The organism is Kitasatospora sp. NPDC048239 (genome assembly GCF_043202015.1).
Taxonomy (GTDB): Bacteria; Actinomycetota; Actinomycetes; order Streptomycetales; family Streptomycetaceae; genus Kitasatospora.
Genome location: NZ_JBICZP010000015.1, coordinates 2,842 through 16,709, shown reverse-complemented (window position 1 = coordinate 16,709; position 13,868 = coordinate 2,842). Strand labels below are relative to the sequence as shown.

Genomic DNA, 13,868 nt, shown 5'->3' with positions numbered 1-13,868 from the left:
CCTTCCGCATGACAGGCCGGACGTTCCGTGCCACCGACGCGTCTGCCCCCTCCTCGGGCACCCAATCAGGCACCTCGTCGGGCAGCCGGCCTGGAGGCTCGGCGGTCAGGCGGCCCGCGAGGTGCGGGCCGGCCGGAGGAGTACCGCGCGCTCGGACTCGGTCAGCCCGCCCCACACGCCGTAGGGCTCCCGCACCTCCAGCGCGTACCGGAGGCACTCGCGGCGGACCCGGCAGCCCTGGCAGACCTTCTTCGCCTCCTCCTCCCGGTCGTCGTGGGCCTGGCCGCGTTCACCGAACGGGTGGAAGAACAGGCTCGCGTCGACGTCGCGGCACTCCGCCGCGAGCTGCCAGTTCCAGTGGTCGTCGTGGGCGCCGGGCAGGCGCGAGATGTCGGTCACGGAGTTCTCACCTCGGGTGGACGGGGATCGGGACGGTCGGTACTACGGTGTCGACCGGGGTGTCGACCGGCCGCGGGACGCCTCGTGGCGCCGGGCCACTCGGCCGCCTGCCCGCTTTCGCCGGTCCCATCCGCCTCGGTTTCAGGGATTCCCGCCCGGGCAGATGCGCTGCCACAGGACAGTCGGCAGCAGCAGCACAAGGGGGAGGTGCACCCGATGGACGGGAGCAGCAGGGTGGTGACCGCACAGGTCCAGGTCGAGCTGATCACGGCCGAGGGGGACGGCGTCGCCGTGCAGTCCTCCTGGGTCTACGACACCCGGGACCCGATCGCCGTCAGGATCGACTTCCAGCTCACCGTCGGCGCGTGCCAGCGGTGGCTCTTCGCCCGCGCGCTGCTCGCCGAGGGCCTGGCCGCGCCGGCGGGTGAGGGCGATGTGGTGTTCGCGCCCGAGACGGACGGCGTCCACGTGCTGATGCTGCTGTGCGGGGTGGACGGTGCCGCCGTGCTCCGCGCGCGCACCGGTGACCTGCGGCGGTTCCTCCGCAGCACGTACGCGTGCCTGCCGCAGGGGGCGGAGCGGTGCGGGGACGCGCTGGACCGCTGGCTGCCCACCGTGCTCGGCACGGCGTAGCCGCCCAATCCGGCTACGCCGGCTCCGGGCGGGCGCGGCGGCCCGTCCCGGCCGCCGCCGGCCCTGCGGGAGCCAGTCCCGCGGGAGCCAGCCCCGTGGGAGTCAGTCCTGCGGGAGTCAGCCCTGCGGGAGCCGGCCCCGTGGGAGTCAGCCCCGTGGGAGTCAGCCCTGCGGGAGGTCGATCTCGACCCAGACGGCCTTGCCGGGGGCGCCGACGCGCGGCTCGTGCCCCCACCGGCTGGCGAGCAGGGCGACGGTGTGCAGTCCGTGGCCGCCCGTGCGCACGGGCGAGTGCGGCACCCGCGGGAGGGGCGGCTCGTCGGAGCCGTCCAGCACCTCGATGCGCAGGGTGTGCGCGGTCGCGGCCAGCACCAGCTGGTCCGGTCCGCCGGCGTGCTGGCAGGCGTTGGTGGCGAGTTCCGAGACGAGGAGCAGCACGTCGTCGGCCCGCGCCTGCTGGTCCGGGTCGGCGGTGGGCAACCAGCCCCAGTCCTCCAGCGCCGACCGGGTGTGGTCCCGGCAGCGACCGACCGCTCCCGGCGCGCCGCTCAGGGTCAGCCTGCGGGTCTGGCCCGTGGCTGGCATCCCGGACAGGACCGACCGGCTCGTGGCCCGGAACTCACTGGCGTTCATCTGCCCTCACTCTTACGACCTCTTACGACCGACCGAGGCCGGGTGGTGTGGCCGGCCGTTGCTTCCTTGTGCCCACCGGTTCGCAGGAGACACCGGTGAACACCCGCCGAGTCGCGCCGGCCCGTGAAAGGCGACGACCGCTGCGCGGATCGCCGCCGGGTGGCCGCGGCGCCGTCAGGCGAGGGCGGAGCCGAGGTCCGCGCGGATGTCGAACACGGTTTCCGCCCCGGTGACCTCGAAGACCCTGGCGACCGCGGGCTGCAGCCCGGCGAGGATGAGGGTGACGTGTGCCTGGTCCGCTTCGGCGCGGGTGTTGAGCAGCAGGTTGAGGCCGGTGGAGTCGCAGAACGAGAGGTCGTGGCAGTCGATGACCACCCGCTCCTGCGGACGCCCGATCGCCTCGTGCAGCCGCTCGCGCAGGAGCGCGGTGCTGTCGTAGTCCAGCTCGCCGATCGGGGACACCACGACGGCGGTGCCCTCGGTCCGCAGGTCGGCCCTCAGTCGGACGGCGATCGCCCCTTCGCCGGGGTGCGGAGGGGGCGTGTTCGGTTCGGGGACGCTCTCGGGCATCGCTCTCCTCAGGTCGGATCGGCCGGCTGCACGTATGACCATACGGCGGCACCGTGCGCACGGTACGCCGGGTGGCGGACGCGGTCGAGCAGTCGCACCCGACTGTGGAGGACTGGTGAGGAGTGGGGGTTTCTCCCGTAAAGGCCGGTCTGATCCGGTCCAGACCGGGCAGGCGAGTCGCGCTGCCCAGAGCGGGTGACCACCAGCAGAGGAGAGAGCATGCCGAGCGTCGCGTCCCGCATTTCGACCCGTGACCGCGTCAACGCCCCTTCGGCCCACGGCTCGGCCGGACCTGCCGCGACCGGCGACCCCGCAACCAGCGACCAGATGGCCAGTGCCGAGCTGACCTGCCCGGCCGACCTCGTCCGGATGGCGGCGGGCCTGGGGATCGAGGCGGACCAGCCCTCCGCCGTGTGCCCGGCGGATGCCCGCCGGCTCTCCAAGGTGCTGTTCGCCCGCCTGCGCGCGGCCGAGGAGGGCACGGCCGAGTACTCGTACGTGCGCGGCACCCTGATCGAGCTGAACATGGCGCTGGTGAAGTTCGCGGCGAGCCGGTTCACCCACCGCAAGGAGCCGGTCGAGGACATGCTCCAGGTCGGCACGATCGGCCTCATCAAGGCCATCGACCGCTTCGACCCGTCGTTCGAGGTCGAGTTCTCCACGTTCGCGCTGCCGACCATCAGCGGGGAGATCAAGCGGTTCTTCCGGGACACCGGCTGGATGGTGCACGTCCCCCGCCGGCTGCAGGAGCTGCGCCTGGTGCTGGCCAAGACCAGTGACGCGATGGAGCAGCTGCTCGACCGCGCTCCCACCCCGGGCGAGCTGGCGGAGCACCTTGCACTGACCGAGGACGAGGTGCGCGAGGGCCTGATCGCCTCCCAGGCGCAGAGCGCCTCCTCGCTCGACGCCCCGGCGCCCGGCCACCAGACGGACGGCGGCAGCGCGCTGGCCGACCGGATCGCGCGGGAGGAGGGCGCCTTCGAGACCGTGCTCTGCCTGGAGACCCTCAAACCGGTCCTCGCCGCCCTGCCCGAGCGGGACCGCACCATCCTGTCGCTGCGCTTCGGGGCCGAGTTGACCCAGGGCGAGATCGGCCGCCGGCTGGGCATCTCGCAGATGCACGTGTCCCGGCTGCTCACCCGCATCCTGACCGGTCTGCGGGCCGAGCTCCAGGCCGAGGCCTGACCCGCCCGGACCGCAGAGCGGCGCTCGACGGCGGCCCGTCGAGTGCCGTCTCCGCACGTGTCCGCACGTGTCCGCACGTGCCCGCCCGTTTCCGCCCCGCGGTACCAGCGGCTGCGGGTCCGGTAGGCGGGCGCCGAGGTGGGCCCGGTCACTTTCGACCGGTGCCGCGCCGCCTTCCGGGTCGGCCCCGGCACCGGCCCGGACCTGGTGCCGCAGGGGTCGCGAGCCGGTCCTGCACCGGTTTGGAGGGGTTCGCCCCCGACCGAACGGGTGCGGTAGCGTCCGGGACGGTACGGACGCGTGCCTGGCACGGCTTCGGCACGGCCCTCGGCCGCGTGCGAAGCCGGATCGGGCGTTGACTGTGGCGGGCCTACGGCCTGGCGCTCTACGAGAAAGGCCACGTCCCGATGGCTCGCACGACGAAGGCGCAGACGCAGCACCCCCCGAGCGGTGGCAGCGCGCAGGTCGGCGAACCGGACCTGCGGCGGCTGCTGGCCGGACTGACCGCCGTGCGCGACGGCGACTTCGGCACCCGGCTGCCCGACGACGCGGACGGCCTGCTGGGCGAGATCGCCACCGTGTTCAACGGCATGGTCGACCAGCTCTCCCTGTTCACCTCCGAGGTGACCAGGGTCGCCCGGGAGGTCGGCACCGACGGGCGGCTCGGCGGGCAGGCGGAGGTCCCCGCCGTGTCGGGGACGTGGAAGGACCTGACCGACTCCGTCAACGCGATGGCGGGCAACCTCACCAGCCAGGTCCGGGACATCGCCCAGGTCGCCACCGCCGTCGCCAAGGGCGACCTCTCCCAGAAGATCGACGTCGCCGCGCGCGGCGAGATCCTGGAGCTCAAGAACACCGTCAACACCATGGTCGACCAGCTGTCCGCGTTCGCCGACGAGGTGACCAGGGTCGCCCGCGAGGTCGGCAGCGAGGGCCGGCTCGGCGGGCAGGCCCAGGTGCCGGGGGTCGCCGGGACGTGGCGCGACCTGACCGACTCGGTCAACTTCATGGCGGGCAACCTCACCGACCAGGTGCGCAACATCGCCCAGGTCACCACCGCCGTCGCCAAGGGCGACCTCTCCCAGAAGATCACCGTCGACGCCCGCGGCGAGATCCTGGAGCTCAAGAACACCGTCAACACCATGGTCGACCAGCTGTCCGCGTTCGCCGACGAGGTGACCAGGATGGCCCGCGAGGTCGGCACCGAGGGCATCCTGGGCGGCCAGGCGGACGTCAAGGGCGTCTCGGGCACGTGGCGCGACCTCACCGACTCGGTCAACTTCATGGCGGGCAACCTCACCGCGCAGGTCCGCTCGATCGCCCAGGTGGCCACCGCCGTCGCCGAGGGAGACCTCTCGCAGAAGGTCAACGTGACCGCCCGCGGCGAGATCATGGAGCTCAAGGAGACCATCAACACGATGGTCGACCAGCTCTCGTCCTTCGCCGGCGAGGTGACCAGGGTCGCCCGCGAGGTCGGCACCGAGGGGCGCCTGGGCGGGCAGGCGGACGTGCGCGACGTCTCCGGGACGTGGCGCGACCTGACCGAGTCGGTCAACGTGATGGCCGACAACCTCACCGCCCAGGTCCGCTCCATCGCCGACGTGACCACCGCGGTCGCCCGGGGCGACCTCTCGCAGAAGATCCGGGTGGACGCGCGCGGCGAGATCCTGGAGCTCAAGACCACCATCAACACCATGGTCGACCAGCTGAGCGCCTTCGCCGACGAGGTGACCAGGGTCGCCCGCGAGGTCGGCACCGAGGGCAACCTCGGCGGCCAGGCGACCGTCCGCGGCGCCTCCGGCACCTGGAAGGACCTCACCGACAACGTCAACGTGATGGCCTCCAACCTCACCGGCCAGGTCCGCTCGATCGCCCAGGTGGCCACCGCCGTCGCCAAGGGCGACCTGTCGCAGAAGATCAACGTGGAGGCCGGGGGCGAGGTCGCCGCGCTGGCCGGCGTCATCAACACGATGGTCGACACGCTCTCCGCCTTCGCGGACGAGGTGACCAGGGTCGCCCGCGAGGTGGGCACCGAGGGCACGCTCGGCGGGCAGGCCCGGGTGCCGAACGTGGCCGGCACCTGGAAGGACCTCACCGACAACGTCAACTTCATGGCCCACAACCTGACCAGCCAGGTCCGCAACATCGCGCAGGTGACCACCGCCGTCGCCCGGGGCGACCTCACCCGCAAGATCGACGTGGACGCGCGCGGCGAGATCCTGGAGCTCAAGACCACCATCAACACCATGGTCGACCAGCTGTCCGCGTTCGCCGCGGAGGTCACCCGGGTGGCCCGCGAGGTCGGCAGCGAGGGCCGGCTCGGCGGCCAGGCCGAGGTCGAGGGCGTCTCCGGCACCTGGAAGCGACTCACCGAGAACGTCAACGAGCTGGCCGGCAACCTCACCCGCCAGGTCCGCGCGATCGCGGAGGTCACCGGTGCGGTCGCCGAGGGCGACCTGACGCGCTCGATCACCGTGGACGCCTCCGGTGAGGTCGCCGACCTCAAGGACAACATCAACTTCATGGTGGAGTCGCTGCGCGAGACCATCCGGGCCAACGAGGAACAGGACTGGCTCAAGTCCAACCTCGCCCGGATCTCCGGTCTGATGCAGGGCCGGCGCGACCTCACGGTGGTCGCCGAGCTGATCATGGACGAGCTGACCCCGCTGGTCTCGGCCCAGTGCGGTGCCTTCTACCTCGCCGAGGAGAGCGCCGGCACGGTCTTCCTCAACCTGATCGGCTCCTACGCCTTCCCCGCGGGCTCCACACCCACCCGGTTCAGGCTCGGCGAGTCCTTCGTCGGCCAGGCCGCGCGCAGCCGGCGCACGATCGCCGTCGACGACCTGCCGCCCGGCTACCTCAGCGTCTCCTCCGGCCTGGGCCGCACCGAGCCCGTCTCCCTGGTGGTGCTGCCCATCGTGGTCGAGGAGCAGATCCTCGGCGTCATCGAGCTGGCCACCGTCCGGTCCTTCTCCACCATCCATCTCGCCTTCCTCGAACAGCTGATGGAGGCCATCGGCGTCAACGTCAACACGATCGTAGCCAACGCCCGCACCGACGAGCTGCTCGGCGAGTCCCAGCGGCTGACCTCCGAACTCCGGGTCCGCTCAGAGGAGTTGCAGGCGCGCCAGGAGGAACTGCAGTCCTCCAACGCGCAGTTGGAGGACAAGGCGGCGCTGCTCGCGGCGCAGAACCGGGACATCGAGACCAAGAACCTGGAGATCGAGCAGGCCCGCCAGGAGCTGGAGGACCGCGCGCACCAGCTGTCGCTGGCCTCCAGCTACAAGTCGGAGTTCCTGGCCAACATGAGCCACGAGCTGCGCACCCCGCTCAACAGCCTGCTCATCCTCGCCCAGCTGCTGGCCCAGAACCCGACCAGGAACCTCACGGCCAAGCAGGTCGAGTACGCGGGCATCATCCACTCCGCGGGCTCCGACCTGCTCCAGCTGATCAACGACATCCTCGACCTCTCCAAGGTCGAGGCGGGGAAGATGGACATCACCCCGGAGCGGATCCCGCTGCGCAAGCTCCTCGACTACGTCGAGGCCACCTTCCGGCCGCTGACGAGCCAGAAGAGCCTGCGGTTCACCGTGGAGACCGCGTCGGCGCTGCCGCTGGAACTGCTGACCGACGACTACCGGTTGCGGCAGGTGCTGCGCAACCTGCTGTCCAACGCGGTCAAGTTCACCGAACGCGGCGGCGTGGAGCTGCGGATCGAGGTGGCGCACGACGCGCAGGTGCCGGAGGTCGCGCGCCGCGAGGACGGTCCGGTGATCGCCTTCCACGTCGTGGACACCGGCATCGGGATCGAGCCCGAGCATCTGGAGAGCGTCTTCGGGGCGTTCCAGCAGGCGGACGGGACGACCAGCCGCAAGTACGGCGGCACCGGGCTGGGCCTGTCGATCAGCCGGGAGATCGCCTTCCTCCTCGGGGGTGCGATCACCGCCACCAGCGTGCCGGGCCAGGGCAGCACCTTCACGCTGTACCTGCCCGCCACCCGGGCCGAGTTCCTCGAGCTGAACACCCAGACCCCGCCGGCGGCACTGGAGGCCGGGACGGCCGAGGCGGCCACCGCGGGCGGACGCGACGAGGCGGCGGCGCCCGCCGCGGCGCCCGCGGCGGCCCAGCCCAAGCGGCTGCTCGTCGTCGAGGAACGACCGCGCGGCCTGCTGTCTCTGGTCGCGGAGAGTGCCGTGGCCGACCTCGCGGGCCCCTCGGACCCCGGGGACCGGCGGGCGCCGGTGGAGGTCATCACCACGGTCGGCGCCCAGGAGGCGGCAACGACGCTGGCCGCGACGCCGTGCCACTGCGTGGTGCTCGAACTCGACCTGCCGGGCGGCGCGGCGCTGGCCTTCCTGGAGGAGATGGCCCGGGACGCCGCCCTGCACGGCGTGCCGGTCCTGGCGCACAACAACCGCCGGCTGGGCGCCGAACAGGAACGCCTCCTCCAGCAGCGGGCCGCCCTGCAGCCACTCGAACTGCTCTCCAGCCTGGACGAGTTGCGTGAGCGCATCACCCTGCACCTCAGCGCCGACCAGCCCGGTGACGTGCTGCCGCTGGTGCGCACCGAGGACCCGGCCACCGCGCTCCCCCTGGACGTCGACAACGCGCTCGCCGGGCTGACGGTGCTGGTCGTCGACGACGACGACCGCAACCTCTACGCGCTCACCGGGATCCTGGAACTGAACGGCATGCGGGTGCTGCAGGCCGAGAACGGCCGCGCGGCGATCGAGGTCCTCACCGGGCACCGCCACATCGACCTGATCCTGATGGACGTGATGATGCCGGAAATGGACGGCTACGCCGCCACCGCCGCCATCCGTGCGATGCCCGAGCACGCGAACCTGCCGATCATCGCGGTCACCGCCAAGGCCATGATCGGCGACCGGGAGAAGAGCCTCGCCTCGGGAGCCACCGACTACGTCACCAAGCCGGTCGACGCGGTCGACCTGATCGCCCGGCTCGAACGGTGGCTGCGGCCTTAGGCCCGGTCGCGATCCGGCCACAGCCGTGGTGACCGCCACAGCCGCCGGCCGCACCGCGCCCCCGGACCGACGACCACGCCAACCGAGGAGACACCGATGCACGACTCCCACCAGCCTCGGGACGCAGAGGGACAGCCGCGCCCGCAGGTCCGGCCCGGCCGCACCAGCGCGCCCGGCCCGGCCCAGGCCCTCCCCTCGGTCGTGGCGCCGCGCGGTTCGGCCGACCACGGCACCGAGCGGACCGCCCCGCCCGCCGGCGGGGGCGCGGTGGGCCGGCTGACGTCCACCGTCGACCGGCTGCGCCGCGAGCTCACCCGGGCGCAGGCACAGGCGGACGGGCGGGCGCTGGTCGAGCTCGCCAAGGGGATCCTGGTGGAGCGCCTGGGCGTCTCCCCCGCCGAGGCCGGCCGCCAACTCGACACGCTGGCCGACCAGTCGACGCTGTCCGTACTGGAGTTGGCCGCCGACCTGGTCAACCAGTCCTCGCACGACCGGATCGCCGACGTCGCCCGCGAGTTCATGGCCTCCGCGGGCGAGCCGTCGGTGGGCGTCCGGCTGCGCAGCGCCGAGACGGGGATGCTGGGCGCCTCCGACGTCCAGGCGGTGGCCCAGTCCGTGCTGGAGCATGCGCTACGGCCGCTCGGGGCGCAGGCGGTGGCGATCTGGGCGGCCAACTCCGACCAGTCCCTGACCCTGGCGGGAAGTGCCGGGTTCTCCGACGAGGAGGCGCTGCGCTGGCGCCACGTCCCGCCCGGTGTCCCCGTCCCGGCCCGCCGCGCGCTGACCGAACGGGCCCCGGCCGCCTACGAGTCGCTGACCGCGGCGGGCCTCCCCTCGATCGGGCAGCGGGAGTTCGGCGGCGGACGGCTGGCGGTACCGGCCGGCGCGGGCGGCCGGATCACCGGCGTCCTGGAGGTCTGCTGGAGCGGCCGCATGCCGGCCCGGTCGCAGTCCCTGCAACGGCAGTTCGAGGCCCTGGCCGAACTGTGCGCCACCGCTCTGGAGTCCCGCCCGGCCACCGGGAGCGGTGACGGCGACGTCGACCCGCAGACGACCGACCTCCTGGAGCTGATCCACGACCTGCAGGACCCGTGCCTGGTGATGCGACCGGACCTCGACCCGGCCGGCCGGGCGACCGACTACCTGATCAGGCACGTCAACCCGAGCTTCGAGGACTTCGCCGGCCGACCGCGCAGCGCCATCGTCGGCGCCCGGCTGCTGGAGGCCTACCCGCTGGCCGCCGAACCGGGCGGCCTCTTCGAGAAGATCGAGTACGTCCTGGCCACCGGCGAGTCGTTCCGCTCACCGGCGATGAACCTCTCCGCCCTGGTCGACGGCGTCCCGCTGACCACCCGGGCCAGCGTGAGCGTCAGCCGGTTCGGGACCAGCGCGGTCGTCATCTGGCGGACCGAGGACGGCGCCGCCCGTGTCGCCAGCCTGCTCCAGCACGCCCAACGCCTCGGGCGCATCGGCGGGTTCGAGGAGAACCTGCACACCGGCGAGATCGCCTGGAACGACACCCTGTTCGACCTCCACGGCCTGCCGTCGAACGCCGAGCCCATTCCGCTCGAACACCTGCCGGCGCATGCGCACCCCGACGACGAGCACACCATCGGCCGGTTCCTGCGCACCCTGCTGCACCACCAGCGGCCCGCCTCCACGGCCTTCCGCCTCCAGCGGGCCGACGGTATCGCCCGGCACATCCGGGTCGTCGCCGAACCCGTCCTCGGTGCCGACGCCCGCATCACCGCCGTCCGCGGCGCCTACCAGGACGTCTCCGCCCAGCACTGGACCGAGGTCGCGCTCGCCGCCACCCGCGACCAGCTCGCCCACACCGAACAGCAGGCCGCCGAACGCAACCGGCTCGCCCTGCAGCTGCAGCACGCCATCATGCCGCCCAGCCGCGGCCCGCTGGACCTGCACGACCTCCAGGTCGCGGTGCGCTACCGGCCCGCCGAGAAGGACCACCTGGTCGGCGGCGACTGGTACGACGCACTCGCCCTGCCGACCGGCCAGGTGCTCCTGTGCGTGGGCGACGTGGCCGGGCACGGCATCGAGGCCGCCACCGGCATGGTCGCCCTGCGCAACGCCCTGCGCGGACTGGCCGCCACCGGCGCCGGACCGGGCCAACTCCTCGGCTGGCTCAACACCGTGACCCACCATCTGACCGACAACGTGACGGCTACGACCATCTGCGCCCTCTACGATCCGCGGACCAGGGCGCTGCGCTGGGCCAGGGCGGGCCACCTCCCCCCGATCCTGCTGCGCGACGGCCGGGCCACCGAACTGCCCACCGTGGCCGGGATCCTGCTGGGCGCGATCGACCAGGCCGACTACGAGGAGGGCGAGATACAGCTCAAGGCCGGCGACACCCTGATGCTGTACACCGACGGCCTGATCGAGCGCCGGGACCGCTCCCTGGAGGAGTCCCTCGACGACCTGCTCACCACCGCCGGGAACTCCGACGGCCTCACTGAACTCGAACGCCGGCTCGACCACCTGCTGCGGTACAGCAGTTCCGACACCGACGACGACACCTGTCTGATCGGCATCACGGTCTGCTGACCCGCCCCTGCCGGGCTCGCGCCCGAAGGTGTGGAGTGCCTGGTCCGGGGCAGGCGGGGACTGAGAGCGCGCCGCGCCGGGATCCGCCCGGGCGGCGCCGACACCCGAGGGAGATGCGATGAGCGGCATCGAGATCTGGGACTTCCGCAGCACGTCCGGCCACGTCTGCGGCAGCGATCTGGCGGGCTACCACGTGGAGGCGACGGACGGCCCGATCGGGAAGGTCGACGGCCTGTCCGAGGCGGCCGGCGCGGGGTTCCTGGTCGTGGACACCGGCCCGTGGATCTTCGGTAAACACGTCCTGCTCCCGGCCGGCACCGTGGTCCGGGTCGACCAGGACGACAGGAAGGTCTACGTCGACCGGACCAAGAGCGAGATCAAGGGCGGCCCGGAGTTCGACAAGGACAAGCACCACGCCGACCCCGACTACCAGGAGAGGTACACGGGTTACTACGGCCCGTTCTACGGCGGCCCCGTCGTCTGACCCGCGACACCCCGGACGGGGTCGGGGTGGGGCAGGGCGCCGACTCGGTCGGCGCCCTGCCCCACCGGTGCGGCGTGGTCTCAGCCGAGCAGGAGGTACCTGGTGGACGGGGAGCCCTGGTTGTAACTGCAGTCGGTGTTCTGGGTGGTGGCGCTGTAGGTGAAGCCGGAGGGGATGGTGCAGGCGGTCAGCCCGTCGACCGGGGTGCGCAGGTGGAACCGGGGCGCCGTCCAACTGCCCGAGCTGCACTGGGTGGACTGGGTCACCTGGTCGTAGACGTACCCGGTCGGGACGCTACAGGCCCAGGCGCCGTCCAGCCCGGTGAGCGAGCTTGCGGAGGCGGGGGTGGCCGCCGTGGCGGTGGTCGCGGTAGCCGCACCGGACAGCAGCACCAGGGCCTGCGAGGGCGGCGAGCAACAGGCGGACGGTGCCGGTACGGACAGGGCCGGTACGGGTGGTGCGTGCGGCGGACATGGGTCTCCCAAGGGGGTGGCCGGTGTCATGGAGTCGCACGGTGTCGCGGGCGCGGATCCGCGCCCGTCGCCGGTTCTAGCACGCCGCCCCGCCCCGGCACCCCGGGCCGCCGGGGCGGACGGTCACCCTGCGGCGCTCCGTCCACTCCCGACCGCGCCGCGGCTCCGGGCGGGCTCAGCCGAGCGGCGGCGGCGCCTGGCGCGCCTGGCGTAGCCGCCGTGCCCCGGGTGTCGGGTGTCGGGTGTCGGCCTGTGGGGTGTCGGCTGTCGGTCGCCTTCGAGCGTCGGCGTCAGGCGCTGAGCACGTCCAGGGACAGGCGTTTGGCGCGGTCCAAATCGGTATCGTCGCCGAAGAGTTGGTAGCGGGTGTTGGCAGCGCGCAGGTAGGCGTCGATGCGGAAGGCGTCGTCGACCGGGAAGCGGCTGCCGGCGGCGGCGAGTTCGGACTCCAGCAGGTGCAGCCACTCGCGGACGAGGTCGCGGACCGCGTCGGCGACGGGGCCTTCGCGGCGGCCGTATTCGACCGAGGCCGTGGTGATGAAGCACCCGCCGGGGAAGACGCCGTCCCGCAGGTAGGCGCCCCAGTTGTCGAGCAGGGCGCAGAGCCGGGGCCGCCCCGGGGCGGCGGGCCACGACGGCTCGACGACGTGCCGCAGGTACAGGGCGCGGGCCTCGGCGACGGCGGCGATCTGGATGGCCTCCCGGTTGGCGAACACCGTGAGGATGCCGCTCTTGCTGTGCCCGGTCCGGGCGGCGAGCGCGCCGACGGTGATGGCGTCCAGCCCGTGCACGGTCGCGGACATGGCGGCCTGCCGGGCGACTTCACGCCGTGTCCGGTCGCCGCGGGCGCGGCGGCCGTCGGCGCGCGGCGCGGGGGAATCCGCGGCGGAGTCGGGGGTGTCCGGGGCCATGCGCCCATTGTATGCGATCGATCGGTCGTGTAGTGTCCCGCAATAATTACGACCGGTCGATCGCATAGTGGGGGCGTAGATCATGGGTGTCGACGGCGGCGGGCTGGACGGCTTTGCGAAACGCGTGATCTCGCTGTCCGGGGGCGAGAAGACCGTCCACGTGGCCGGGAACGGGCCTGCGGTGGTCGTGATGCCCGAAATGCCCGGCATCAGCCCCGACGTCGTGCGCTTCGCCGGGTGGGTGCGCGATGCGGGGTTCACCGTCTACGTGCCCTCGCTCTTCGGTGTCGACGGGGCGTATCCCACCGTCGAGCTCGCCGAGCCGATCCTCAAACGGGCGTGCATCAGCGAGGAGTTCAGGGCGTTCGCGGGCGGTGGCACGAGTCCGGTGGCGGTGTGGCTGCGCGCGCTGGCCAGGACCGCGCACGACGAGTGCGGCGGACCGGGCGTCGGCGCGGTGGGGATGTGCTTCACCGGCAACTTCGCGCTGAGCATGACGCTGGAACCGGCCGTCATCGCCCCGGTCCTCGGCCAGCCCTCGTTGCCGCTGGACGATCCGGCCGCCCTGGAGCTGTCGCCCGAGGACGAGGCCGCCATCCGCGAGCGGTTCGAGCGCGACGGACTCACCGCACTCGGCCTGCGCTTCGACACCGACAAGTGGTGTACCGGCCAACGCTTCGCCGCCTACGCACAACTGCTCGGCGACCGCTTCGACGGCCGCGTCCTCCCCGGCGAGCACGCGAACCCCGAACCACCGCCGTTCTTCCGCGACCTGGTCCAGACCCCCCACAGCGTGCTCACCGCGCACCTCGTCGACGAGGAGGGCCACCCCACCGTGCAGGCCCGCGACGAAGTCCTCGCATTCCTGCGCGCCCGCCTGCTTCCCGACCACACCACGGCCTGACGGCCGGAAGCAGCTTGATCGCGACGGCACGCCGGCCGAAGCCCGCCGGGGGGGGGGGGGGGGGGCCCCGCCCCCCCCGCCCCCCCCCGCGGCGGCGCGGCCCCCCCCCCCCCCCCCCCCCCCCCC

General features: G+C 72.8%; 11 protein-coding genes. 6 read left to right on the top strand and 5 right to left on the bottom strand.

Features of this window, described 5'->3' with window-relative positions; translation table 11 throughout:
• Positions 1-105: 105 nt before the first annotated feature.
• On the bottom strand, positions 106-399 hold the full coding sequence (locus ACGFZP_RS31075; RefSeq protein ID WP_392939381.1) for a WhiB family transcriptional regulator: 294 nt from the start codon (positions 397-399) through the stop codon (positions 106-108).
• A 216-nt stretch (positions 400-615) separates the two neighbouring features.
• On the opposite strand from ACGFZP_RS31075, the gene ACGFZP_RS31070 reads away from it, so the two are divergent.
• Positions 616-1,032 carry an SsgA family sporulation/cell division regulator gene (locus tag ACGFZP_RS31070; protein ID WP_392939379.1) on the top strand — a complete coding sequence of 139 codons (417 nt, stop codon included), beginning with the start codon at positions 616-618 and terminating at the stop codon, positions 1,030-1,032.
• 162 nt (positions 1,033-1,194) lie between these two features.
• On the opposite strand, the gene ACGFZP_RS31065 is transcribed toward ACGFZP_RS31070, so the two are convergent.
• Positions 1,195-1,617, bottom strand: coding sequence for an ATP-binding protein (locus tag ACGFZP_RS31065; protein WP_392939378.1), 423 nt, complete (start codon positions 1,615-1,617; stop codon positions 1,195-1,197).
• Positions 1,618-1,839: 222 nt separating this feature from the next.
• Positions 1,840-2,235: an STAS domain-containing protein gene (locus tag ACGFZP_RS31060; RefSeq protein WP_392939377.1), complete on the bottom strand. Its 396-nt coding sequence runs from the start codon at positions 2,233-2,235 to the stop codon at positions 1,840-1,842.
• A 219-nt stretch (positions 2,236-2,454) separates the two neighbouring features.
• Between ACGFZP_RS31060 and ACGFZP_RS31055 the strand changes: the two genes are divergently transcribed.
• The 4 genes from ACGFZP_RS31055 to ACGFZP_RS31040 all read left to right on the top strand — a co-directional run bounded on the left by ACGFZP_RS31055 (position 2,455) and on the right by ACGFZP_RS31040 (position 11,454).
• Positions 2,455-3,420, top strand: coding sequence for a SigB/SigF/SigG family RNA polymerase sigma factor (locus ACGFZP_RS31055; RefSeq protein ID WP_392939376.1), 966 nt, complete (start codon positions 2,455-2,457; stop codon positions 3,418-3,420).
• Between the two features lie 407 nt (positions 3,421-3,827).
• A complete protein-coding gene (locus tag ACGFZP_RS31050) occupies positions 3,828-8,405 on the top strand; it encodes a HAMP domain-containing protein (protein WP_392939375.1) in 4,578 nt (1,525 codons plus the stop codon).
• Between the two features lie 96 nt (positions 8,406-8,501).
• Complete coding sequence (locus ACGFZP_RS31045; RefSeq protein WP_392939373.1) at positions 8,502-10,970, top strand: SpoIIE family protein phosphatase; 2,469 nt, start codon at positions 8,502-8,504, stop codon at positions 10,968-10,970.
• Between the two features lie 118 nt (positions 10,971-11,088).
• Positions 11,089-11,454 carry a PRC-barrel domain-containing protein gene (locus tag ACGFZP_RS31040; RefSeq protein ID WP_392939371.1) on the top strand — a complete coding sequence of 122 codons (366 nt, stop codon included), beginning with the start codon at positions 11,089-11,091 and terminating at the stop codon, positions 11,452-11,454.
• A gap of 80 nt (positions 11,455-11,534) precedes the next feature.
• On the opposite strand, the gene ACGFZP_RS31035 is transcribed toward ACGFZP_RS31040, so the two are convergent.
• Together ACGFZP_RS31035 and ACGFZP_RS31030 are read right to left on the bottom strand one after the other, a co-directional pair.
• A complete protein-coding gene (locus ACGFZP_RS31035; protein WP_392939370.1) occupies positions 11,535-11,846 on the bottom strand; it encodes a hypothetical protein in 312 nt (103 codons plus the stop codon).
• 371 nt (positions 11,847-12,217) lie between these two features.
• Complete coding sequence (locus ACGFZP_RS31030) at positions 12,218-12,838, bottom strand: TetR/AcrR family transcriptional regulator (protein ID WP_392939368.1); 621 nt, start codon at positions 12,836-12,838, stop codon at positions 12,218-12,220.
• An 82-nt stretch (positions 12,839-12,920) separates the two neighbouring features.
• Here ACGFZP_RS31030 and ACGFZP_RS31025 point away from each other — a divergent pair, with 82 nt between their 5' ends.
• The gene (locus ACGFZP_RS31025) at positions 12,921-13,742 is read left to right on the top strand and encodes a dienelactone hydrolase family protein (RefSeq protein WP_392939367.1); all 822 of its coding nucleotides are present in this window, start codon (positions 12,921-12,923) and stop codon (positions 13,740-13,742) included.
• Positions 13,743-13,868 lie beyond the last annotated feature (126 nt).

What these genes read in the sequence shown, in the direction of transcription:
- ACGFZP_RS31070 (WP_392939379.1), top strand. Translation starts at nt 616, where the DNA reads ATGGACGGGAGCAGCAGGGTGGTGACCGCACAGGTCCAGGTCGAGCTG.
- ACGFZP_RS31065 (WP_392939378.1), bottom strand. Translation starts at nt 1,617, where the DNA reads ATGCCAGCCACGGGCCAGACCCGCAGGCTGACCCTGAGCGGCGCGCCG.
- ACGFZP_RS31060 (WP_392939377.1), bottom strand. Translation starts at nt 2,235, where the DNA reads ATGCCCGAGAGCGTCCCCGAACCGAACACGCCCCCTCCGCACCCCGGC.
- ACGFZP_RS31055 (WP_392939376.1), top strand. Translation starts at nt 2,455, where the DNA reads ATGCCGAGCGTCGCGTCCCGCATTTCGACCCGTGACCGCGTCAACGCC.
- ACGFZP_RS31050 (WP_392939375.1), top strand. Translation starts at nt 3,828, where the DNA reads ATGGCTCGCACGACGAAGGCGCAGACGCAGCACCCCCCGAGCGGTGGC.
- ACGFZP_RS31045 (WP_392939373.1), top strand. Translation starts at nt 8,502, where the DNA reads ATGCACGACTCCCACCAGCCTCGGGACGCAGAGGGACAGCCGCGCCCG.
- ACGFZP_RS31040 (WP_392939371.1), top strand. Translation starts at nt 11,089, where the DNA reads ATGAGCGGCATCGAGATCTGGGACTTCCGCAGCACGTCCGGCCACGTC.
- ACGFZP_RS31030 (WP_392939368.1), bottom strand. Translation starts at nt 12,838, where the DNA reads ATGGCCCCGGACACCCCCGACTCCGCCGCGGATTCCCCCGCGCCGCGC.
- ACGFZP_RS31025 (WP_392939367.1), top strand. Translation starts at nt 12,921, where the DNA reads ATGGGTGTCGACGGCGGCGGGCTGGACGGCTTTGCGAAACGCGTGATC.